This is a genomic window from Mucilaginibacter sp. OK098, from assembly GCF_900142915.1.
GTDB lineage: Bacteria > Bacteroidota > Bacteroidia > Sphingobacteriales > Sphingobacteriaceae > Mucilaginibacter.
On the sequence record NZ_FRCM01000012.1, the window covers coordinates 64835 to 84334 of the forward strand.

Annotated in this window: 22 protein-coding genes; 13 read left to right on the forward strand and 9 right to left on the reverse strand. The window is 39.3% G+C overall.

Annotated elements, in window-relative coordinates:
- The first annotated feature begins 148 nt into the window (after nucleotides 1-148).
- On the forward strand, nucleotides 149-793 hold the full coding sequence (locus BUE31_RS31230) for a hypothetical protein (RefSeq protein ID WP_083620485.1): 645 nt from the start codon (nucleotides 149-151) through the stop codon (nucleotides 791-793).
- Nucleotides 794-854: 61 nt separating this feature from the next.
- Here BUE31_RS31230 and BUE31_RS28990 read toward each other — a convergent pair whose 3' ends face one another.
- Nucleotides 855-1949: a 3-deoxy-D-manno-octulosonic acid transferase gene (locus BUE31_RS28990; protein WP_317042451.1), complete on the reverse strand. Its 1095-nt coding sequence runs from the start codon at nucleotides 1947-1949 to the stop codon at nucleotides 855-857.
- Between the two features lie 174 nt (nucleotides 1950-2123).
- On the opposite strand from BUE31_RS28990, the gene BUE31_RS28995 reads away from it, so the two are divergent.
- From BUE31_RS28995 to BUE31_RS29015, 5 genes are all read left to right on the forward strand, one after another.
- On the forward strand, nucleotides 2124-3437 hold the full coding sequence (locus BUE31_RS28995; RefSeq protein WP_073407384.1) for a UDP-glucose dehydrogenase family protein: 1314 nt from the start codon (nucleotides 2124-2126) through the stop codon (nucleotides 3435-3437).
- On the forward strand, nucleotides 3437-4423 hold the full coding sequence (locus BUE31_RS29000; RefSeq protein WP_073407385.1) for a UDP-glucuronic acid decarboxylase family protein: 987 nt from the start codon (nucleotides 3437-3439) through the stop codon (nucleotides 4421-4423). Before BUE31_RS28995 ends, BUE31_RS29000 begins: the two co-directional genes overlap by 1 nt.
- Nucleotides 4423-5445: a UDP-glucose 4-epimerase GalE gene (gene galE / locus BUE31_RS29005; RefSeq protein WP_073407386.1), complete on the forward strand. Its 1023-nt coding sequence runs from the start codon at nucleotides 4423-4425 to the stop codon at nucleotides 5443-5445. The genes BUE31_RS29000 and galE overlap by 1 nt, the downstream gene beginning before the upstream one ends.
- A 77-nt stretch (nucleotides 5446-5522) precedes the next feature.
- Nucleotides 5523-6575, forward strand: a complete 1053-nt coding sequence (rfbB, locus tag BUE31_RS29010) for a dTDP-glucose 4,6-dehydratase (RefSeq protein WP_073407387.1) — start codon at nucleotides 5523-5525, stop codon at nucleotides 6573-6575.
- Between the two features lie 2 nt (nucleotides 6576-6577).
- Entirely contained in the window at nucleotides 6578-7318 is a 741-nt protein-coding gene (locus tag BUE31_RS29015; protein WP_073407388.1) for a tyrosine-protein phosphatase, read from the forward strand.
- Nucleotides 7319-7449: 131 nt separating this feature from the next.
- On the opposite strand, the gene BUE31_RS29020 is transcribed toward BUE31_RS29015, so the two are convergent.
- Entirely contained in the window at nucleotides 7450-8691 is a 1242-nt protein-coding gene (locus BUE31_RS29020) for an ABC transporter permease (RefSeq protein WP_073407389.1), read from the reverse strand.
- A gap of 161 nt (nucleotides 8692-8852) precedes the next feature.
- Between BUE31_RS29020 and BUE31_RS29025 the strand changes: the two genes are divergently transcribed.
- Both BUE31_RS29025 and BUE31_RS29030 read left to right on the forward strand, forming a co-directional pair.
- Nucleotides 8853-9434, forward strand: coding sequence for an RNA polymerase sigma factor (locus tag BUE31_RS29025; protein WP_073407390.1), 582 nt, complete (start codon nucleotides 8853-8855; stop codon nucleotides 9432-9434).
- 151 nt (nucleotides 9435-9585) lie between these two features.
- On the forward strand, nucleotides 9586-11091 hold the full coding sequence (locus BUE31_RS29030; protein ID WP_073407392.1) for an NAD(P)H-hydrate dehydratase: 1506 nt from the start codon (nucleotides 9586-9588) through the stop codon (nucleotides 11089-11091).
- Between the two features lie 361 nt (nucleotides 11092-11452).
- Here BUE31_RS29030 and BUE31_RS29035 read toward each other — a convergent pair whose 3' ends face one another.
- From BUE31_RS29035 to lipA, 3 genes are read right to left on the reverse strand one after another with little or no spacing between them, the layout of a single operon-like run.
- Nucleotides 11453-12283 (reverse strand): anti-sigma factor, encoded by an 831-nt coding sequence (locus BUE31_RS29035; protein ID WP_073407393.1) that lies wholly within the window; start codon nucleotides 12281-12283, stop codon nucleotides 11453-11455.
- Nucleotides 12284-12294: 11 nt separating this feature from the next.
- Nucleotides 12295-12846: an RNA polymerase sigma factor gene (locus BUE31_RS29040; RefSeq protein WP_073407394.1), complete on the reverse strand. Its 552-nt coding sequence runs from the start codon at nucleotides 12844-12846 to the stop codon at nucleotides 12295-12297.
- A gap of 26 nt (nucleotides 12847-12872) precedes the next feature.
- On the reverse strand, nucleotides 12873-13751 hold the full coding sequence (gene lipA, locus BUE31_RS29045; RefSeq protein ID WP_073407395.1) for a lipoyl synthase: 879 nt from the start codon (nucleotides 13749-13751) through the stop codon (nucleotides 12873-12875).
- A gap of 180 nt (nucleotides 13752-13931) precedes the next feature.
- On the opposite strand from lipA, the gene BUE31_RS29050 reads away from it, so the two are divergent.
- Complete coding sequence (locus tag BUE31_RS29050; RefSeq protein ID WP_073407397.1) at nucleotides 13932-14333, forward strand: OsmC family protein; 402 nt, start codon at nucleotides 13932-13934, stop codon at nucleotides 14331-14333.
- Between the two features lie 62 nt (nucleotides 14334-14395).
- Here the strand turns inward: BUE31_RS29050 and ytxJ are convergent, their stop codons facing one another.
- The 3 genes from ytxJ to BUE31_RS29065 all read right to left on the reverse strand — a co-directional run bounded on the left by ytxJ (nucleotide 14396) and on the right by BUE31_RS29065 (nucleotide 16250).
- Nucleotides 14396-14725, reverse strand: a complete 330-nt coding sequence (gene ytxJ, locus BUE31_RS29055) for a bacillithiol system redox-active protein YtxJ (protein ID WP_073407398.1) — start codon at nucleotides 14723-14725, stop codon at nucleotides 14396-14398.
- Between the two features lie 233 nt (nucleotides 14726-14958).
- Entirely contained in the window at nucleotides 14959-15453 is a 495-nt protein-coding gene (ribH, locus tag BUE31_RS29060; RefSeq protein WP_073407399.1) for a 6,7-dimethyl-8-ribityllumazine synthase, read from the reverse strand.
- A gap of 119 nt (nucleotides 15454-15572) precedes the next feature.
- Entirely contained in the window at nucleotides 15573-16250 is a 678-nt protein-coding gene (locus BUE31_RS29065; protein WP_073407400.1) for a tetratricopeptide repeat protein, read from the reverse strand.
- A 287-nt stretch (nucleotides 16251-16537) separates the two neighbouring features.
- Here BUE31_RS29065 and BUE31_RS29070 point away from each other — a divergent pair, with 287 nt between their 5' ends.
- The 4 genes from BUE31_RS29070 (at nucleotide 16538) to BUE31_RS29085 (ending at nucleotide 18661) form a co-directional block, all read left to right on the forward strand.
- Nucleotides 16538-16747 (forward strand): DUF2281 domain-containing protein, encoded by a 210-nt coding sequence (locus BUE31_RS29070; protein ID WP_073407402.1) that lies wholly within the window; start codon nucleotides 16538-16540, stop codon nucleotides 16745-16747.
- Nucleotides 16737-17153, forward strand: a complete 417-nt coding sequence (locus BUE31_RS29075; protein ID WP_073407403.1) for a type II toxin-antitoxin system VapC family toxin — start codon at nucleotides 16737-16739, stop codon at nucleotides 17151-17153. The genes BUE31_RS29070 and BUE31_RS29075 overlap by 11 nt, the downstream gene beginning before the upstream one ends.
- A 124-nt stretch (nucleotides 17154-17277) precedes the next feature.
- Nucleotides 17278-18378: a DNA replication/repair protein RecF gene (recF, locus tag BUE31_RS29080; RefSeq protein WP_073407404.1), complete on the forward strand. Its 1101-nt coding sequence runs from the start codon at nucleotides 17278-17280 to the stop codon at nucleotides 18376-18378.
- Nucleotides 18371-18661, forward strand: a complete 291-nt coding sequence (locus tag BUE31_RS29085) for a DciA family protein (protein WP_073407405.1) — start codon at nucleotides 18371-18373, stop codon at nucleotides 18659-18661. Before recF ends, BUE31_RS29085 begins: the two co-directional genes overlap by 8 nt.
- Before the next feature lie 322 nt (nucleotides 18662-18983).
- Here the strand turns inward: BUE31_RS29085 and BUE31_RS29090 are convergent, their stop codons facing one another.
- Nucleotides 18984-19403, reverse strand: coding sequence for a nucleoside-diphosphate kinase (locus BUE31_RS29090; RefSeq protein ID WP_073407406.1), 420 nt, complete (start codon nucleotides 19401-19403; stop codon nucleotides 18984-18986).
- Nucleotides 19404-19500 lie beyond the last annotated feature (97 nt).

Sequence of the window (19500 nt, forward strand, 5' to 3'; positions counted from 1 at the left end):
CGGTAAAAACACCGTGCAGATCGCGTAAATACCCTGATTATCTTCTCTGTGTGGTTACCCAATTTTGTGATGAAGTAAGGAACAAGGCTTAACAACCAATAAACGAATTCTTCAAAACCAAATTAATAACAAATTAACAATTAATCACATGAAAAAAATTAACTCTCTATTACTGTTACTAACAACTTCTATGCTGTTAATAGCAGGGTGCGGAAAAGATGGCGCAGTTGGGCCAATAGGCCCTGCAGGCGCAATTGGCCCGGTAGGCCCCACAGGCAGCGCGGGTACCAATGGGACCAATGGTACTAATGGTGCAACAGGCGCAACAGGTGCTACAGGTGCAACGGGTGCTACAGGTACAGCCAATGTTATTTATTCTAACTGGTATACCCCGGCAACATATACAAAAACAACCGTTTTTGGCACAGTTAACTTTACAGCCGATATACCTGCCTCTAAAATTACCCAGGAAATTTTAGACAAAGGAACAGTAGTGGTATATGGCAAACTTAATGGGTATAATCCTGTTATATGGCCTACTGACCAGGTGAGCCAATTACCCATTGCAATTAATTATATGAGTGGCACTACTCCTAACCTTGATACATGGTCGGCAGTTTACACAGTTGGGAATGTAAGGATAAGCTTAACAAGTAGTACAAATGCTTATAGCAACATATCAAATGCACATCAATTTAGGTATATTATAATTCCGGGTGGCGTACACACGCTTAACAATGTTAACCTCAAAAATTATCAAGAGGTGCTACAAGCGCTTCATATAAATAATTAATCTTCGATTTTTTACCTGTAAAAATCATCCTAAAACACCGGGAGCTTACGTTTCCGGTGTTTTAGTTTTTAATATGGTTCATAATAGCAGCAGTAGCCCCGGTGTGCTCTTTAATATAAGTTGTAACTGTTTCGCTTGCTTTATTGTAAAATATCTGATCATTAACCAGGTTGTTTGTTATTGTTTTCAACCCCCCTTCATCAGCAATGCTAAACCCTGCCTGTAAGGTTACCAGGTCATGCGCTTCTTTAAACTTTGAATATTCCGGGCCGAAAATTACAGGTAAACCAAATGCAGCAGCTTCCAGCGTATTGTGAATCCCCACACCAAAGCCACCGCCTATATAAGCAATGTCGCCATATTGATATAGTGATGACAGCATGCCGATGTTATCGATGATGAGATTTGAGATTTGAGATGTGAGATTTGAGATTTGGGAATATCGTGCTGTTGAGCCTTCTGGTAAAAGCGCTATCAGCCTTTCTATTTTCTCTTCACTTATCTCGTGCGGGGCGATAATAAATTTCCAGGTGGGATATTGGCTTACCAATGTGGCTATCAACTTTTCATCGGGTGGCCAGGTGCTGCCTGCTATAAATACTTTGTGCCCGTTTTTAAATTCTTCAACAGCTGGGATGGCTTGGGGTTGCAGTGCATTGGCCCAAACCCTGTCGAATCGGGTATCGCCGCTGATGGTGACATTATTTATCCCGAGTTGTTGCAGCAATACTTCTGACCGCTCATCCTGTACAAAAAACCAGCGTACAAAGCTTAACATTTCCCTGTGCAAGCCTCCATACCATTTAAAAAACACCTGTTTGGGCCTGAAAATACCTGAAATTACGTACACCGGAACATTTTGCCGGTGCATTTCATTAAAAAAATGGTACCAATATTCGTATTTGGTAAATATTGCCATTTTTGGTTGTATGCTATCAATAAAATCTCTTGCATTTTGTGCCGTATCCAGGGGTAAATAGTAAACAGCATCCGCCAGGAGGGTGTTTTTTCGTATTTCGTATCCCGAAGGGGAAAAAAAAGTAACAACTATTTTATTATTAGGATACAATATTTTAAATTGCTCCAAAACAGGGCGACCCTGTTCAAATTCACCAAGCGATGCGAAATGAAACCAGATGCTTTCAGAAAATCGCATTAGAGGCTGATTTTTTCGGCCGTTGATCCAGAGTCTGGCTTTTTTGTTAAAAAATGAAGCTAAATAAATTGCAATGAAATATAATAGAACCCCGGTGTTATATAGTAAGCGCATTTTAATTATGATTTATTAACTTCGCGGGGATAAATGTAATCACAATAAAATACTTTATTTATGAAAATTGCTGTTATCGGAACCGGCTATGTAGGCCTTGTAACTGGAACGTGTTTAGCCGAAACTGGCAATGAGGTTGTATGTGTTGATATAGTTGAAGCAAAAGTAAACAAAATGCGGGCCGGCGAAATGCCCATTTATGAACCGGGCCTTGATCTGTTATTTCACAGAAATATAAAACAGGAAAGATTAACTTTTACAACTAACCTGGCCGAGGCCATTGCCGCCGCAAAGGTTATATTTTTAGCATTGCCGACCCCGCCGGGTGCTGATGGCTCTGCCGACCTGAGCTATGTGCTTGGGGCTGCAAAGGATATAGCTAAGCTAATTACGGAATATAAGGTAATAGTTACTAAATCAACTGTTCCGGTTGGTACGGCTGACAAAGTTACCGCGGTAATGAAGGCAAATACCGATGTGCCGTTTGCCGTGGTTTCAAACCCCGAGTTTTTACGGGAAGGTGTTGCTGTTGAGGATTTTATGAAGCCAGACAGGGTTGTTATCGGCACTATGGACGAGAAAGCCCGCCAGATTATGGGCGACCTGTATGCACCTTATGTACGCCAGGGTAATCCAATTATTTATATGGATGAGCGCTCGTCTGAGTTAACAAAATATGCCGCCAATTCATTCCTGGCAACCAAAATAACTTTCATGAACGAAATTGCTAACATGTGCGAGCTTGTTGGCGCGGATGTGGATATGGTTAGGAAAGGTGTAGGCGCTGATGCACGGATCGGCAAGCGCTTCCTGTTTCCGGGTGTTGGCTATGGTGGCAGCTGTTTCCCAAAAGATGTTCAGGCGCTGGCAAAATCAGCAGAAGAAAATAAATATGAGTTTAAGATCTTAAACTCTGTAATGGAGGTTAATGAAACACAAAAAAAACGCCTGGTTGTAAAAATGCGCGAACATTATGGCAAAGGCGGATTAAAAGGAAAAACCTTTGCACTTTGGGGACTGGCCTTTAAGCCGGAAACTGATGATATCCGCGAGGCCCCGGCTTTGTATATAATTGATGAGTTGCTTGCTGAGGGCGCGAAGGTTATTGCTTACGACCCTGAAGCTATGCCAAACGTTAAGCAATTACTTGGGGACAAGATCACCTATTCAGCCGACAGGTATTCGGCGCTTGAGAGAGCTGATGCTTTGCTGATAGTGACCGAGTGGCCGGTTTTCAGAACACCGGATTTTGATTTTATGAAAGAAAAGTTAAAAGCACCTGTTATATTTGACGGTCGTAATCTTTACGACCTGGACAGGATGAAAGATCATGGTTTTTATTACAGCAGCATAGGACGTAAAGTAATTGGTTAATGGCAGAACGCAAAAGAATATTAATAACCGGGGCAGCAGGCTTTTTAGGTTCGCATTTGTGCGATAGGTTTATTGCTGAAGATTATCATGTTATTGGCATGGATAACCTGATAACCGGCGACCTGAGAAATATTGAACATTTATTTAAGCTGGAAAATTTTGAGTTTTACAACCATGATGTTTCCAAGTTTGTTTATGTCCCCGGCGATCTGCATTATATCCTTCACTTTGCTTCGCCGGCAAGCCCTATTGATTACTTAAAAATACCTATCCAAACTTTAAAAGTTGGTTCGTTAGGTACACATAACCTTTTGGGGTTGGCCCGTTCAAAAAATGCAAGGATGCTGATCGCATCAACATCAGAAGTATATGGCGACCCCAGCGTAAATCCGCAGCCTGAAGAGTATTGGGGAAATGTTAACCCTGTTGGCCCCCGTGGTGTTTATGACGAGGCTAAACGTTTCCAGGAAGCCATAACTATGGCCTATCATACCTTTCATGGCCTGGAAACCCGCATTATCCGCATTTTTAACACCTATGGCCCGCGTATGCGGCTTAATGACGGGCGTGTATTACCCGCCTTTATTGGCCAGGCTTTAAGAGGCGAATCATTAACCATGTTTGGCGATGGTTCGCAAACACGTTCTTTTTGTTATGTTGATGATTTGGTTGAAGGAATTTATCGCTTATTATTCAGCGATTATGCGCAGCCAATGAATATTGGCAACCCTGATGAGATAACCATCCGTGAGTTTGGCGAAGAGATAATAAAGCTTACAGGAACCGATCAAAAATTAATAAGCCTGCCATTACCAACTGACGATCCTAAACAGCGCAGGCCTGATATCACCAAAGCCAAAAGCATTTTAGGCTGGGAGCCAAAAATTTCAAGAAGCGAAGGATTGAAGATCACTTACGAATATTTTAAATCGCTTCCCGAAAAGGAAATACTGCATAAGGATTTTACATATTATAACAAAAATTAATGGCTAAAATATTAGTAACAGGCGGCTTAGGCTACATAGGCTCGCATACAGTAGTTGAGCTGGTGAGCGCCGGGCACGAACCAATAATAGTTGATGACCTGTCAAACTCTAACATTAAGATCCTTGACCAGCTGAGTAAAATTATTGGATTTAAACCTCCCTTTTACCAGTTTGACATTTGTGATGAACAAAAGCTGAAAGATTTTACTGCTGCAGAGCCGGAAATTGATGGCATTATTCATTTTGCCGCCTTTAAGGCTGTTGGCGAATCTGTTCATAACCCGCTAAAGTATTACCATAATAATATTTATTCATTGGTTAATTTATTGGATGCCTATAACGGCAAACCTGTAAATTTTGTTTTTTCATCAAGCTGCACCGTATATGGCCAGCCGGATGAATTGCCTGTAACTGAAAGTGCACCGGTTAAACCTGCACAATCGCCATATGGCAATACAAAACAAATAGCCGAAGAAATATTGAAAGACGCTATTACTGCGGGTAACGCTCATAAGGTTATTGCATTAAGATACTTTAACCCGGTAGGAGCACATGAAACGGCACTTATTGGCGAGCTGCCTAACGGCGTTCCGCAAAACCTGGTACCTTTTATAACACAAACTGCTATTGGCAAACGCGAAAAAATAACGGTTTTTGGAAACGATTATAATACCAAAGATGGTAGCTGTGTACGTGATTATATTCATGTTGTTGATTTGGCAAAAGCGCATGTTGCTGCTTTAAAATTAATGGCGAACAATGATTTTAAAGGTTACGACGTGTTTAACATAGGGACAGGTAATGGCAATACGGTATTAGAAATAATAGCTGCTTTTGAAAATACTACAGGTGTAAAATTAAATTACCAAATAGGCCCCCGCAGGGATGGTGATGTAGAGAAAGTTTGGGGCGACGTAACTAAATCTACCCAAATATTAAACTGGACCGCTGAGTTTGGTATTGATATCATGATGTCATCTGCCTGGGAATGGGAAAAGTATTTATCGCAAAACCCGTCGTAACTTTACAATAAAGGCATATCATTATAAGTTGGTATAATAACCAACAGGTATCAACCAGATAACAATAAAACTATTTAATGAAAAAGATAATTATTACCGGTGGAGCAGGCTTTATTGGATCGCACGTGGTGCGCCGTTTTGTAAAAAACTACCCGGGTTATAGCATTATTAACCTTGATAAATTAACCTATGCAGGCAACCTGGCCAATCTGAAAGACATTGAAGATGAACCAAACTACCGCTTTATAAAAGGTGATATTGTTGATATTGAATTTATACAAAAACTTTTTGTTGATGAACAACCTGATGCAGTGATCCATCTTGCTGCTGAGTCGCATGTGGACAGGTCAATCACCAATCCATTAGAGTTTGTGATGACCAATGTGGTAGGTACGGTAAATTTATTAAACACTGCCCGCCAAATTTGGAAGGGTAAATATGATGAAACACGCTTTTATCACGTATCAACAGACGAGGTTTATGGCTCATTGGGCGAAACCGGGATGTTTACCGAAGAAACAGGTTATGATCCGCATTCACCATATTCAGCTTCAAAGGCTGGGTCTGATCATTTTGTAAGGGCTTATCATGATACCTACGGGCTTGATACTGTTATTTCAAACTGTTCAAATAATTATGGGTCTTTTCACTTTCCCGAAAAATTAATCCCGCTTGCCATTAACAATATCAAGCAAAATAAGCCGGTACCCGTTTATGGCAAAGGCGAAAACATAAGGGATTGGTTATGGGTGGAGGACCATGCAAGGGCAATTGACGTGATATTTCATAAAGCAAAAGCAGGAACCACCTATAACATAGGCGGCCACAATGAATGGAAAAACATTGATCTGATTAAACTGTTGTGCCATATATTGGATGTTAAGTTAAACAGGCCCGCAGGCGAGTCTGAAAGCCTGATTACTTTTGTAACAGATAGGGCCGGGCATGACCTGAGATATGCTATTGATTCATCAAAACTTAAAAACGAATTAGGATGGGTACCCTCAATTACATTTGAAGAAGGCCTGGAGAAAACTGTAGAATGGTATCTTGATAATGAAGAATGGCTGAATGATGTTACTTCTGGTCATTATCAGCAATATTACGGGGAGCAATATAATAACCGCTAAAGATGTTTGGGCTATTTAAAAAGAAAGAGGAAAAAAGAGAGATCACATTTGACTATAGCTCATTAGTGGTTGATATGCATTCACATGTGCTGCCGGGTATTGATGACGGGGCGCAAAATCTGCAGGAATCAATCTTTCTTGTAAAACAAATGATGGCGCTGGGGATAAAAAAAATAATTGCTACCCCGCACATTATGATTGATTATTACAGAAACACCACCGAAACCATTAATGGCGCACTTGAGATCCTTAAAGCTGAACTTGTAAAAGAAAAATTAGCTATAGAAGTAGAGGCTGCCGCCGAGCATTACTTTGATGAAACCTTTGAAGCAAGGGTTAACGATGGCAAACTGATGGTAATGGGTGATAATTATGTGCTTTTTGAATTTTCATTTATTAATAAGCCACTCAATACAATCCCGGTAATTCAAAAATTAAGAGACCTGGGTTATAAACCAATTCTTGCCCACCCTGAAAGGTACCCTTATATGGACCTGGAACAATTTAAACAACTGCATGATTGGGGTGTTGATTTTCAGCTAAATACAATATCGCTAACAGGCTATTACGGCAGAGAAGCAAAAAAAATTGCTGAAGATCTGATAGACAATCAATTGATAGATTTTATATCAAGCGATATGCACCACCCAAGGCATGCTGAAGCATTTAAAAATGCATTAAGGATGCCATACCTCGAAAAGGTGATGTTTGATTATCCGCTGAAGAACGTGCTGCTTAAATAATTTCGGGTTTCGGATGTTCGATTTCGGATTTATTTGAATGCGGAAGTCGGAATGCCGATTGCGGGATGATATATCAAATATTTATCAATCCCAAATAAAACAATTCCGAAATCGAACATCCGAAATCAAAACTACTCATATCTTAAAGCCTCAACAGGGTCAAGCTTGGATGCTTTTTTGGCCGGATAAAAACCTGATATTAGCCCGATACCAGTACATAAAACTATTGCTCCAAACAACCAACGCCACGGGGTTACAAATGATCCGCTGATATTTACGGCAATTAAATTTCCTATAGCCATACCTAATATAATACCCCCAACTCCGCCAATAAGGCATATTACAATAGCCTCAATCAAAAATTGCTTACGTATTATAGCAGGCGTAGCGCCTAATGATTTGCGCAGGCCTATTTCGCGGGTACGCTCAGTTACCGAAACCAGCATAATATTCATTAACCCGATAGCGGCGCCAATTAAGGTAATAATACCTATTGTTGCCCCGCCAATAGTCATATATGAAAGTTGCCCTGACAGTTCCTCCTGGATAGAATCACTTCTTTCTATTTCAAAATTATCATCGTTCCCTACATTAAGGCTGCGGATATTTCTGAAAAGAGAAGTAGCCTCGCCAATGCTGGCATTCAGTGCAGCGGCATTGCCCACCATTATTGTAATAGTAAATGAAGGGTTTGTGGTGGCAACTATCTGCTTGGCTTTAACAACCGGGATAACGCAAAACTTGTCTCCCCCAAAACCGGCGCTCGATCCCTTTGATGCAAACACACCGATCACCCTAAACTCGTTATTGCCGATGAACATTAATTTATTTATCGGGTCGTCATCCTTAAAAAGCTTCTTCTTTATCTCGTTACCAATAATAACCACGTTTGTTCCATGCTCCAATTCCGAAGCGGAAAAATTACGTCCAAAAGCTAACTTCTGACCGCTGGTAAGCAAATAATTTTCATTAGATCCGCTTACAGCTATATTGGGGTTGGTTTTTTGATTGCCGTATTTAGCAATTGCTGTACCCGAAACCTGTAAGTTTATAGCGATAATTGCCGGGAGCGTGAATTTTTTCTTTAACCTGTCGGCCTGGTCATAACGGATAGATGGATAAATTTTCCGGTGCCCCCCATTCCCAAAGTTTAATCCTGAGCCCCTGTTTTGAATGGTAAATGAATTAGCCCCAAGACCTGCAAATGCATCATTGGTGAACTGTTTTACACCCTCAATTGCCGTTAAAATACCCACCAAAGCCATAATGCCAATAGCAATAATTAAGGCGGTAAGCGCTGTACGCAACCTGTTGCCCGCTATTGATTGTAAGGCTATTGAAATATTTTCTCTAAAGGTGGTTTTTACGGCCATGGTATAAAACTAACAAAACTTGCTGATAAGACTCTAATACCCATCTGTTTGTTACAGATCTATAACTCTTAATATTTATAGCATTTATAAGCTGTTAACGGCTTGTAATTTTGGTTGATGCTGACCATTATTTTTTTAATATTTTAGCCGGTACATAAATTATGGAGGCCTATAAAAAACTAACCGACGAACAATTGGTTATCTTATTAAAAAAAGGTGACCAGCTCGCATTTACCGAAATTTATTCCCGCTATGCCGAAAAATTGGCGGGTTTTGCTGCATCAAAACTATACAGTATTGATGATTCCAGGGATTTATTGCATGACCTGTTTGTTGCCTTTTGGGAGAACAGGGATAACCTAAATATCAGCTCAAATCTGCAATCATACTTGTTTACTATTCTTCGCCGCCGTATCGTTGATAAAATAAGAAAGAACATAACCCGCGAAGAATATGCCGTTATGCTGCAATCATTAACAACTCCCCACTATTCAACAACTGAGCAGCGAATGGTAGAAAAGGATCTTAAGCAACAAATTCGAATTGCCCTGAATGAGTTGCCGCCACGTGTTCATGAAATTTACCACTTAAGTAGAGAGGAAAATTTAAATACCCGAGAAATCGCCGAAAAACTCAATTTATCAGAACAAACGGTTAAAAATCAGTTAACCATTGCTCTTAAACATTTAAGGCAAGTTTTGAGCAATGTTGTCATAGCTACTTTTGTTTGGTGGCTTTTATAGCTAGATTTTTACTTTTGGATGTTGTTACTATAACTGGCTCGTCTTTAAAAATAGAAACTTTAAAAAAGTAATAAATAAAATTTAGGAAGTGGTTTTTGGGTTGGAAGAATAATTCCTCAAACAAAACCAAACAATCGTAACTTTAGCTTATATGTTACCATTGTTAACCTCTCCCCAAATTCGCGAAGCTGATGCTTATACCATAGCTAATGAACCTGTGAGTTCTATTGATTTGATGGAACGCGCTTCAAAAGCTTTTGTGGGCTGGTTTGTAAATCATTTTCCGGATAAGAAGAAAGCGATCAGCGTTTATTGCGGCACCGGAAATAATGGCGGCGATGGCCTTGCTATAGGCCGGATGCTGGATGAACATCAATATAAATCTGTAAGTGTCAAAGTAGCCAGGTTTTCGGATAAAGCATCAAGTGATTTTAATGCCAATTTTAAAAGACTACAGCAAACAGGCGTTTCTGTTATAGAAATAAAACCAGCTGATAATTTTCCTGCCGAAAATAGCCCGGTTATTATTGATGCTTTACTGGGCACCGGTTTAAATAAACCGCTTACTGGCGATTATAAAAATTTGGTTAGCCATATCAATAGTTTAAAAAGAACAGTTGTTGCTGTAGATGTGCCTACGGGGCTCTTTTCGGAGGGAGAAGTGCCATCTGATGCAGCCGTTTTAAAATCCAACCTGGTGATTACCTTCCAGCAACCTAAAATTAACTTCTTACTGCCTGATTGTGCCCCTTATATTGAATGCTGTGAAGTTGTAAATATTGGTATTGATGAAAAATTTGTACGGTCGCTTAATTCTCCCTACCGGGCTGTTGAAGAGAAGGATATTCGCAAGCTATTAAAGCCGCGCTCCCGCTTTAGCAATAAGGGAACTTACGGCCATGCACTTATTGTTGCCGGGCAGGATGAAACCATGGGAGCCGCTTTATTAAGTGCCGCTGCATGTGCTTATAGCGGAGCAGGCCTAACTACCGCCTGTGTACCCAAATGTGGCCTGACCGCTTTAAATAGTTATATGCCGGAGCTTATGGCAATAGTGCGCAATGGGGCAGAAGTGCCGGTAATTGAATGGGAAAAATTTAATTCGATAGGTATTGGTCCCGGTTTGGGTAAACAGGAGGATTCAATGGCATTGTTTGCTGATATTTTAGCTAACTATAAAAAACCAATGGTAATTGATGCGGATGCCCTTAATTTGCTGGCAACATATAAAGAACTTTGGAGTGGGATACCTGAAAATAGCATATTAACCCCGCATATGAAGGAGTTCGACCGGCTTTTTGGCGATCATGTCAATTGGTGGCAACGTATCCAAACCGGGATTGAAAAAGCAGCTAAGCTTAAGCTATACATCTTACTAAAAAACGATTATACCATAGTTATTACACCACAGGGAAACGTATATTTTAATACAACCAGCAACTCCGCAATGGCCACAGGCGGCATGGGCGATGTGCTTACAGGAATAATTACTTCTTTACTGGCTCAAAAATATTCACCGGAAGAGGCCTGTATTATTGGAGCTTATGTACACGGTAAAGCAGGGGATGAACTGGCTTTGCCTAACAGGCTTAATGTGGTAATGCCCGGGCAGCTTGCAGCCCGTTTGCCGGCAACTATGGCAAAATTAATGGCATAAAAAAAGGTTGTAAGTATCGTACAACCTTTTTACTAACTATTAACTGATCTTATAAAGAACAAAATACTCAATGGGGTAATTGTGAACTTTGTTTGATATTAACATATAGCAAAGCTAAGTTCCAATTTTATATCTATAAGACGTTTAGACTATTTGTTTAGTTACAAAAAATAACTAAAAAATTATTCCACCCGTTTCATGGGATATAAAACTTAGCCAAATAACAAACGATTGTTGGGGAATGTTTTAAGAAAAATGAAATTATTTTTACGTAGTGATTAATTGAACGGCTGATAATAAACAAGTTAAAAATTGTTAGGTATTAGGTGGATTGTTTTTTTAACTCAATCAACCCAATCGACTAAAATTTACCCAAAACCATCATTTGGTCCATCGTAGGGTTTATGCTGCCGCCGCGTGGTTCAAGTGTAACTGCAAAAGCGTCAGTTTTTAGGGCAGCAATTGTTTTCATCTCCCTCATATCCGTCGAATCGGGATTTGCATCAAATACACCAAGGTCAACGGGCTTTCCGGCAACAATTGCCCATAATTGGTATTGGTGAGCTTTATCATTTACAGGCATTTTAACGCTTGCCATATCAACCATAACTTTATGTTTATCCTTGCTCCAGGCAATAGTTACAGCTGCACCTGCAGGTGCATGAGGCGTTCCGTTTAATTTAAGAAATTTGAACGAAGTATCGCGCAGGATCCCCAGTTCACCTTCAACAAAGTTTACCCTGTTGGCAAAATGCTGCTTATCAATCTGCAATGCGGCTAATTGTGTATTTGATTCCTGCAGCTTGCTATATAAATTCATCAAAGCAATACCGCTTGCAATTAATAAAGCAAGGCAGGCTGCAAAGGCATATTTATAAAAGCTGCTTGTTTTTGGGGCAGGCAATGCTATAATATTGTTTTTAACAGGTTCTGTTTTTGTATCAAAATTGCGGTCGTCGCCAAAGTTGGTAAGTATGCTGTTTAGTACCCGGCTGCGTAAGTTTTCTGCAGGTTCAACTGCATTGTGCTCTGCATATAATTCCATCGACCGCTCAATTTCATCCAGCTCAGCTTTAATTGCCGGATGTTTTGCAGCCATGGTTTCCACCTGTAACTTTTCTTCCGGGGAAATGTCTCCCAGAACATAAAGTTCCAAAATGCCTGATTCTATATATGCTTTAATATCTTCCACTTTCCGCCTTTTCAATTAAAATGTTTCCTGAGCTGCTGAATAGCCATTCTTAACCTTGTTTTAATGGTTCCAAGCGGAACGCCTAATTCATCGGCAGCTTCAACATGGGTATAACCTTTAAAATACACGAGGTCGAGGATTGACTTTTGCTCGGGCTTTAGTGTTGCAACTAATTCTTTAATGCCCAGCAGTTCAGGTTTGTAAACCGTATTTTTTTGTTCGTCTATGAAAGTTACGTTATTTTCAAGTTCCTGGTTTTTATTCTGATTCTTAAAATCTTTTGATCTGATTTTATCTATTGCGAGGTTGCGCGCAATATTAACCATCCAGGTAAATAAACGGCCTTTTTCAGTGCTGTAGCTCGAAAAAGAATGCCATATTTTTACAAAAGTTTCCTGCAATACGTCTTCGGCGGTTGCCGTATCAATTATTATACGCGAAATAACCCCGTATAAGGAGGACGAATACATATCGTAGAGCGCTTCAATAGCAATCTTTTCGCGATTCCTCAGCGCAAGCACCAATTCCTCTTCCGATAGCGATATTTTTCGTTTTTTACTCAATGTGGTTTGAAGATAGAAATGTATTGTCAGATTTCAAACAAATGTTTTTCTGCATGGTATGAAGAACGAACCAAAGGCCCGCTTTCTACATATCTGAAACCCTTATCTAAGCCAAATTGTTTGTACCTGTCAAATTGATCAGGATGAATCCAGTCAATTACCGGGTGGTGGTTGCGTGTGGGCTGTAAATATTGTCCCAAAGTAAGGATCTGTACGCCTGCCTCCAGCAAATCGTCCATGGCTTCCAAAACGTCAGCCTCGGTTTCTCCAAGTCCCAGCATGATGCCCGATTTGGTACGAAGACCAGCCTTTGAAACATGTTTTAAACACTCCAGACTGCGGTCGTATTTAGCCTGAATGCGCACTTCTTTTGTTAAGCGCCTTACCGTTTCCAGGTTATGCGAAACAACTTCGGGCCTGGTTTCCAGTACGCGTTCAAGGTTATCCCAAATACCTCTGAAATCGGGCAATAAAGTTTCTAAAGTAGTATCGGGGCTTTCCCTGCGGATGGCATTAATGGTTTCGGCCCATATAATTGAACCGCCGTCTTTCAAATCATCGCGGTCAACTGAGGTAATAACGCAATGTTTAACCTGCATTAATTTAACCGAATTGGCAACACGGTTAGGCTCGTCTGTATCAACAGCTAACGGGCGCCCGGTAGCTACCGCACAAAAGGAGCAGGACCGGGTACAAATGTTTCCCAATATCATAAAGGTAGCTGTACCAGCTCCCCAACACTCACCCATATTAGGGCAATTTCCGCTTTCACAAATGGTATGTAACTTATGCTCATCAACCAAACCGCGAACATGTGCATATTCTTTTCCAATCGGCAGCTTTACCCTAAGCCAATCAGGTTTGCGTTGTGTTTGGTTTACGGGGACTACAGGCAAATCAATCATAATACAAAAATAGTTAAAAACCCTTTAATCCACTAAAGGGGAAACATTATGCTACAAGTATTAAATGCAATATTACAGTTTGTTGATGGTATGGATTATATAAAATTAAAATTAACTTAGATTTGTACGGAATACCTTTTACTAAAAATCATTAGTCCCTTTGCAGGGGTTTGGAATATTATGGCAACTATAGAATCGATTTATCTGGGCGACTTAAGGACGGAGGCTACTCATGTACAATCAGGCACCAAAATTATTACAGATGCACCTACCGATAACCAGGGAAAAGGTGAGGCATTTTCGCCAACAGACCTGCTTATAGAAGCTCTGGCCAGCTGTATGCTAACTATCATGGGGATAGCTGCACGTACGCATGGTATTAATATAGATAACACCTGTGCCTCTGTAACTAAAATTATGGCGGCTAACCCACGCCGGATAAGCGAAATTTTGATAGCTTTTAAATTTCCGGGAGAATATTCCGATAAGGAGAAAAAGATATTGGAACAGGCATGTTTGGCCTGCCCGGTTTCTATCAGCCTTCATCCTGATCTGAAAAAAACAATTGACTTTGGATGGTAGAAATATGATGTTGGATGTCGGAAATAAAAAGCCGGACATTTCTGAAATACCAGGCTCCTAAATCAATTTAATACCGAAAGGGCCTCATCAACCGATACCTCACCATGAGACAGGTCAAGTACGCATTCGCCGTCTTTTATTAATAATAGCTGGGGTGATTCATGATGAACGCAGAATTCAGCTGCAATTTGGCTTGATAGATCCCTGTATTTTATCAGGTCTAAAAAATAAAGATGTACACTTTCAGGTAATTTATCCCAGTCGAGCTCGAAACGTTTTTTTACCATCATACTGATGGAGCAGCGGGTGCTATGTTTAAAAATTACACTATACCCTTCCTGATGTTTTATAGCATTAATTTGCTCTGCCGACTCCAGCGATGTCCAGTTCATAAAATATTTATAAGGATGAATGCCTATTTAACGTTAAACAACACAAAACAGGTTGCAGTTTTAGGCAATTGATGAAAAAATGACATTTTACTGTTAACGCCCGCTTTTTGGATAAGAGCCATAAGCCGGGCACAATTTGTTTGAGCATGAAGCAAGGCTTCCTAATGCTAATGCTATGAATGCTATATAAATTATTTTTTTCATTTTATTATCCGATTTGGTTTTATACGGAATTAGCCATTTAAAGTTTCAGCAAGATAAGCCATTTTTATGGCAGTTACAGCACCTTCAATACCTTTATTTCCATGCTTGCCACCTGCGCGGTCAACAGCCTGTTGTTGGGTATCAGTTGTTAATACTCCAAATATAACAGGTTTTGAATATTTTAAAGCAACATTGGTTAACCCATTGGCAACTGCGTTGCAAATAAAATCAAAATGCCTTGTTTCGCCTTGTATAACACATCCCAGGCATATCACTGCGTCCAATTTGCCATTTTTTAATAGCAGATCGGCGCCTGATGTTAATTCAAAACTGCCCGGAACCTGGTATGTGAAAATGTTTTGTGCCAATGCGCCATGCTCAAGCAAGCTTTCATAAGCACCCTGGTATAAAGCATTGGTAATGCCCGCGTTCCATTCAGCAACAACTATCCCAAATTGGTAAGGAGCTGCAGATGGTACTTCGGTTTCAGAAAAATCAGATAAATTTTTAAGATGAGTAGCCATGGATTATTTCGGATTTATTTAAATGCGAAAGTCGAAATGTCGATTGCGGAATGGTAAATCAGAAATTAAAAAAATCCAATAAAACAATCCGAAATCGAAATTCCGACTTTCGAAATCAATTATAATTTAGCTTCGGTGCGTGCAATATATTCGTCAATATTTTGCGATTCTGCACTTTCAGGATAGTCGCTTTTAATTTTTTTGTACGTTTCATCAGCCGATTTATTGTCGTTCTGAGTTTCGTAAACTAAACCAAGCTTTTTTAAATATAGCGGGGTTAAAAATTTGTTATTCGCTTTGTCAGCAGCTTTTTTAAAGTAGGTCGATGCTTTATCGTAATCCTTTAATTCAACATAAGCATCAGCAGTGCCTCCAAGCGCTTCAGCAGCTACCATGCTGTCATCACCACGGTAATTGGTCAAATTATCAATTGCTTTTTGAAATTCGCCTTTGTTTAAATAAGCGGTACCCAGGTAAAAATATGCCAGGTTAGCAGCCTTCGTATTTCCGTAATCGTCAATTATTTTTTGGAATCCGGGATAGCTGTCAAAACCCTTGATGGCTTTATCCCAATCTTTTTTAGCCCAAAAATCCTGCGCAACATGCATTTGGTTTGATGCAGTGATCTCACGTGGAGCTATATAAAATTTTTGATAAGCAATGTAAACAATAACCATTGCTAAAATGGCTCCAACTATAAATAACAGGCTTTTTTGGTTCTCTTGTACAAAATTACCTGTTGGTTTAAAACTTTTTTCTTCTACTGCTACCTTGGTGTTCGCCTGGGTCTTTGACATTTCTCTTCTAAAATTAAGTTTGCAAAAATACGGTTTTCAAAATTTTTAACAATACCTTTTAAATTAAATATTTATGGGCAGAGATTAGAGGTTAGTTAACTAGAGATTAGGGGCTTGTAAAATGGCAATAATTTAATAGCGCAGAGCTTTGCTCCACATCATTAAAAGATACTAATCTGAGGCTGAAATATCAGTTAATCAAATCAATTGCATTTCAAGCCTCTGTATCGGCAATACTTGGCATTTAAACTCCGGATATTGTATATTTGTATTAAACGGAAATTATTATGCTAACTGCCATTAAAGGATATTATGAAAAAGGGAAGATCATTATGAAGGAGGAGGCCCCCGTTAAGTCAAAAACTGATGTTATCATTACTTTTCTTACCGAGGACACTAAAACTCCAGGAAAAAGAATTCCTGGCGGCTTAAAAGGCAAAGTATCGATACCTGATAATTTTAATGAACCATTAGATGATCTGAAGGATTACATGTAATGGCGGGCAATCGTTATATTTAGATACTCATTGCTTAATATGGTTCCAGGAAAATAACCCTAAAATTCCGAAGCAGGTAATGAAATTAATTCAAGATCCTGATAATATTGTTTTATTTAGCCAGATAAGCTTATTTGAAATAAGTATAGAACAAAAAATAAATAAGCTTCCCTCATTTTATGCCAGCATTGAAGATGTTTATAAACAGGCCGTAAGTGATGGATTTACTTTTCTCCCCATCGAAAATCAACATATCTATCAATATAATAATATTCCTTTGATTGAAGATCACAGAGATCCTTTTGATCGGTTATTAGTAGCTACTGCTGTTCAGGAAGAGGTGACTTTATTATCTGCAGATGAGAAATTAAGCTTTTATCCCGGCTTAGCTAAAGTGTTTTGGTAATTAACAGTAAATTTCATCCGCTATTTTCACGTTTCTAAAAGGAATCTCCTAATGCAATATTTCGTCTTCCGGACTTTCGGACTTTTCCGACTTTCGGACTAAAAGAACTAACTTTACCCACTCTATGTATCTACAGCAGTTATCGGTTATTAATTTTAAAAATTACGCAGAAGCAGGGGTAACCTTTAGCGAAGGTGTTAACGTTTTTACCGGGAACAACGGTGCAGGGAAAACCAATTTGCTTGATGCCATATATTACCTGTCGCTTTGTAAAAGTTATTTTAACCCTATTGATAGCCAGCAAATAAAACAAGGGACTGATTTTTTTATTATTACCGGTAATTTTAAAAGAAACGATAAAACCGAACATATTGCATGCTCGGTAAAGAGGAATCAAAAAAAGCAGTTTAAGCGCAATAAAAAAGATTACCAGCGCCTGGCTGATCATATTGGTCTGCTTCCGCTGGTTATGGTATCGCCGTATGATATCAGCATCATTATTGAAGGGAGCGATGAGCGGCGGAAGTTTATTGATAATGTGATCTCACAAACAGACAACGCATACCTTGATGAGCTGATGGTATATAATAAGGTACTGGCCAATCGCAATGCATTGTTAAAGCAAATTGCGGATACCGGCCGATATGATCCGGGCTTGTTAGAAGTGTTGGACGAGCAGCTAACCGTTTCCGGTAACCGCATCTTTGAAAAGCGGAAACTCTTTATGGAAAGCTTTACGGAAATATTTAATAAGCATTACCGGTTTTTGAGTGATGACGCGGAGCAAGTTGAAATGATATACGAGTCGCAACTGCTGCAAAACGACTTTGCAGGCCTGCTAAAAAAGAATATTGAAAAAGACAGGGTGCTTGAACGGACAAATGCAGGGATCCATAAAGACGATCTGATATTTTCCATTCATGGCATGCCCATGAAAAAATTTGGATCGCAGGGGCAACAAAAATCTTTTTTAATAGCGTTAAAATTAGCGCAGTACAGTTTTTTAGATCAGCAGAATAAGTTTAAACCAATATTGTTGCTTGATGATATTTTTGATAAGCTTGATGATCAGCGTGTTACTAAATTAATGCAAATGATCTCGAATCACGATTTTGGACAGGTATTTATTACCGATACCAATGAAAGCCGCGTTAAAAATATATTTAATAATATAGGTGTGGCTATAATGCTGTTTAAGGTAAAAGGAGGCGAGATTGATGCGTAAGGCTAATGACAAATCATTAAAAGAGGCAATTGAGCAAATGCTTAATGTTTACAAAATTAAGCGAAAGTTTGATGAAACCTCCATAATAGCACACTGGCCTGAATTGGTTGGCAAGCCTGTAGCTAACCGTACAAAGGAGTTATTTATTCATGATAAAAAATTGTTCCTTCGGGTAGAATCCTCAGTAATTAAAAACGAACTGATGATGATGCGAACGCAGATAATTGATAAAATAAATGATGAAGCGAAAGTGATACTGGTTGAAGAAATTATTTTCCTCTAGTCCACCTTGGAAAAAACGACCTGAAGTTTAAGTCATCGCTCATTCTTGAAAACGCAAGAATAAATAACCCGGGAAGTATAAAGGCAAGCTGTGCTTCGGGGTGAGTTCTGTAAAGTAATATAGTGCCCGAAACCAAAACAATTATAAGTAACAGATATAAGATATATTTAAGAAGCAGTCTCATAATTTTTGTTTCAGTTTAGAAATGATAGGGGTTTGCAAAACGCGGTTTTCCAATACTTTATAAAAATAGCTACTTCTTTTTGAAAAAACAAAATAACAGGATGTTTTTTATTAATAAAACATCCTGTTAACTAATACGTTAGAATTTTTCAAGAGCCGAAAAAAAGAAGCTGCCTTCAATTTCAGCGTTTTCTGAAGAGTCAGATCCATGAACAGCGTTTGCACCAATTGACTCGGCAAATAACTGGCGGATAGTTCCTTTTTCAGCTTTCGAAGGGTCGGTAGCGCCAATTAGTTTACGGAAATCTTCAACTGCATTGTCTTTTTCCAAAATTGCAGCTACAATAGGGCCTGATGACATAAAGTCAACCAGTTCACCATAAAAAGGGCGCTCTTTATGAACTTCATAAAATTTCCCGGCAGTTTGCTCGGTCAATGCAATGTACTTCATGGCATTAATCTTAAAGCCTGCCTTTATTATCTGGTCTAAAATCGCACCGATATGCCCGTTTGCAACAGCATCAGGCTTAATCATGGTAAATGTTTTATTGTTACTCATTTCTGTTTTTTTTTGCAGTTCATGGTTGATAGTTCATGGTTCATAGCCAAAAAGGAAGCAATATTTGCTGCAGCTACTATGAATTATGAACCATCAA

What these genes read in the sequence shown, in the direction of transcription:
- BUE31_RS31230 (WP_083620485.1), top strand. Translation starts at nt 149, where the DNA reads ATGAAAAAAATTAACTCTCTATTACTGTTACTAACAACTTCTATGCTG.
- BUE31_RS28990 (WP_317042451.1), bottom strand. Translation starts at nt 1,949, where the DNA reads ATGCGATTTTCTGAAAGCATCTGGTTTCATTTCGCATCGCTTGGTGAA.
- BUE31_RS28995 (WP_073407384.1), top strand. Translation starts at nt 2,124, where the DNA reads ATGAAAATTGCTGTTATCGGAACCGGCTATGTAGGCCTTGTAACTGGA.
- BUE31_RS29000 (WP_073407385.1), top strand. Translation starts at nt 3,437, where the DNA reads ATGGCAGAACGCAAAAGAATATTAATAACCGGGGCAGCAGGCTTTTTA.
- galE (WP_073407386.1), top strand. Translation starts at nt 4,423, where the DNA reads ATGGCTAAAATATTAGTAACAGGCGGCTTAGGCTACATAGGCTCGCAT.
- rfbB (WP_073407387.1), top strand. Translation starts at nt 5,523, where the DNA reads ATGAAAAAGATAATTATTACCGGTGGAGCAGGCTTTATTGGATCGCAC.
- BUE31_RS29015 (WP_073407388.1), top strand. Translation starts at nt 6,578, where the DNA reads ATGTTTGGGCTATTTAAAAAGAAAGAGGAAAAAAGAGAGATCACATTT.
- BUE31_RS29020 (WP_073407389.1), bottom strand. Translation starts at nt 8,691, where the DNA reads ATGGCCGTAAAAACCACCTTTAGAGAAAATATTTCAATAGCCTTACAA.
- BUE31_RS29025 (WP_073407390.1), top strand. Translation starts at nt 8,853, where the DNA reads ATGGAGGCCTATAAAAAACTAACCGACGAACAATTGGTTATCTTATTA.
- BUE31_RS29030 (WP_073407392.1), top strand. Translation starts at nt 9,586, where the DNA reads ATGTTACCATTGTTAACCTCTCCCCAAATTCGCGAAGCTGATGCTTAT.
- lipA (WP_073407395.1), bottom strand. Translation starts at nt 13,751, where the DNA reads ATGATTGATTTGCCTGTAGTCCCCGTAAACCAAACACAACGCAAACCT.
- BUE31_RS29050 (WP_073407397.1), top strand. Translation starts at nt 13,932, where the DNA reads ATGGCAACTATAGAATCGATTTATCTGGGCGACTTAAGGACGGAGGCT.
- ytxJ (WP_073407398.1), bottom strand. Translation starts at nt 14,725, where the DNA reads ATGAACTGGACATCGCTGGAGTCGGCAGAGCAAATTAATGCTATAAAA.
- ribH (WP_073407399.1), bottom strand. Translation starts at nt 15,453, where the DNA reads ATGGCTACTCATCTTAAAAATTTATCTGATTTTTCTGAAACCGAAGTA.
- BUE31_RS29065 (WP_073407400.1), bottom strand. Translation starts at nt 16,250, where the DNA reads ATGTCAAAGACCCAGGCGAACACCAAGGTAGCAGTAGAAGAAAAAAGT.
- BUE31_RS29070 (WP_073407402.1), top strand. Translation starts at nt 16,538, where the DNA reads ATGCTAACTGCCATTAAAGGATATTATGAAAAAGGGAAGATCATTATG.
- recF (WP_073407404.1), top strand. Translation starts at nt 17,278, where the DNA reads ATGTATCTACAGCAGTTATCGGTTATTAATTTTAAAAATTACGCAGAA.
- BUE31_RS29085 (WP_073407405.1), top strand. Translation starts at nt 18,371, where the DNA reads ATGCGTAAGGCTAATGACAAATCATTAAAAGAGGCAATTGAGCAAATG.
- BUE31_RS29090 (WP_073407406.1), bottom strand. Translation starts at nt 19,403, where the DNA reads ATGAGTAACAATAAAACATTTACCATGATTAAGCCTGATGCTGTTGCA.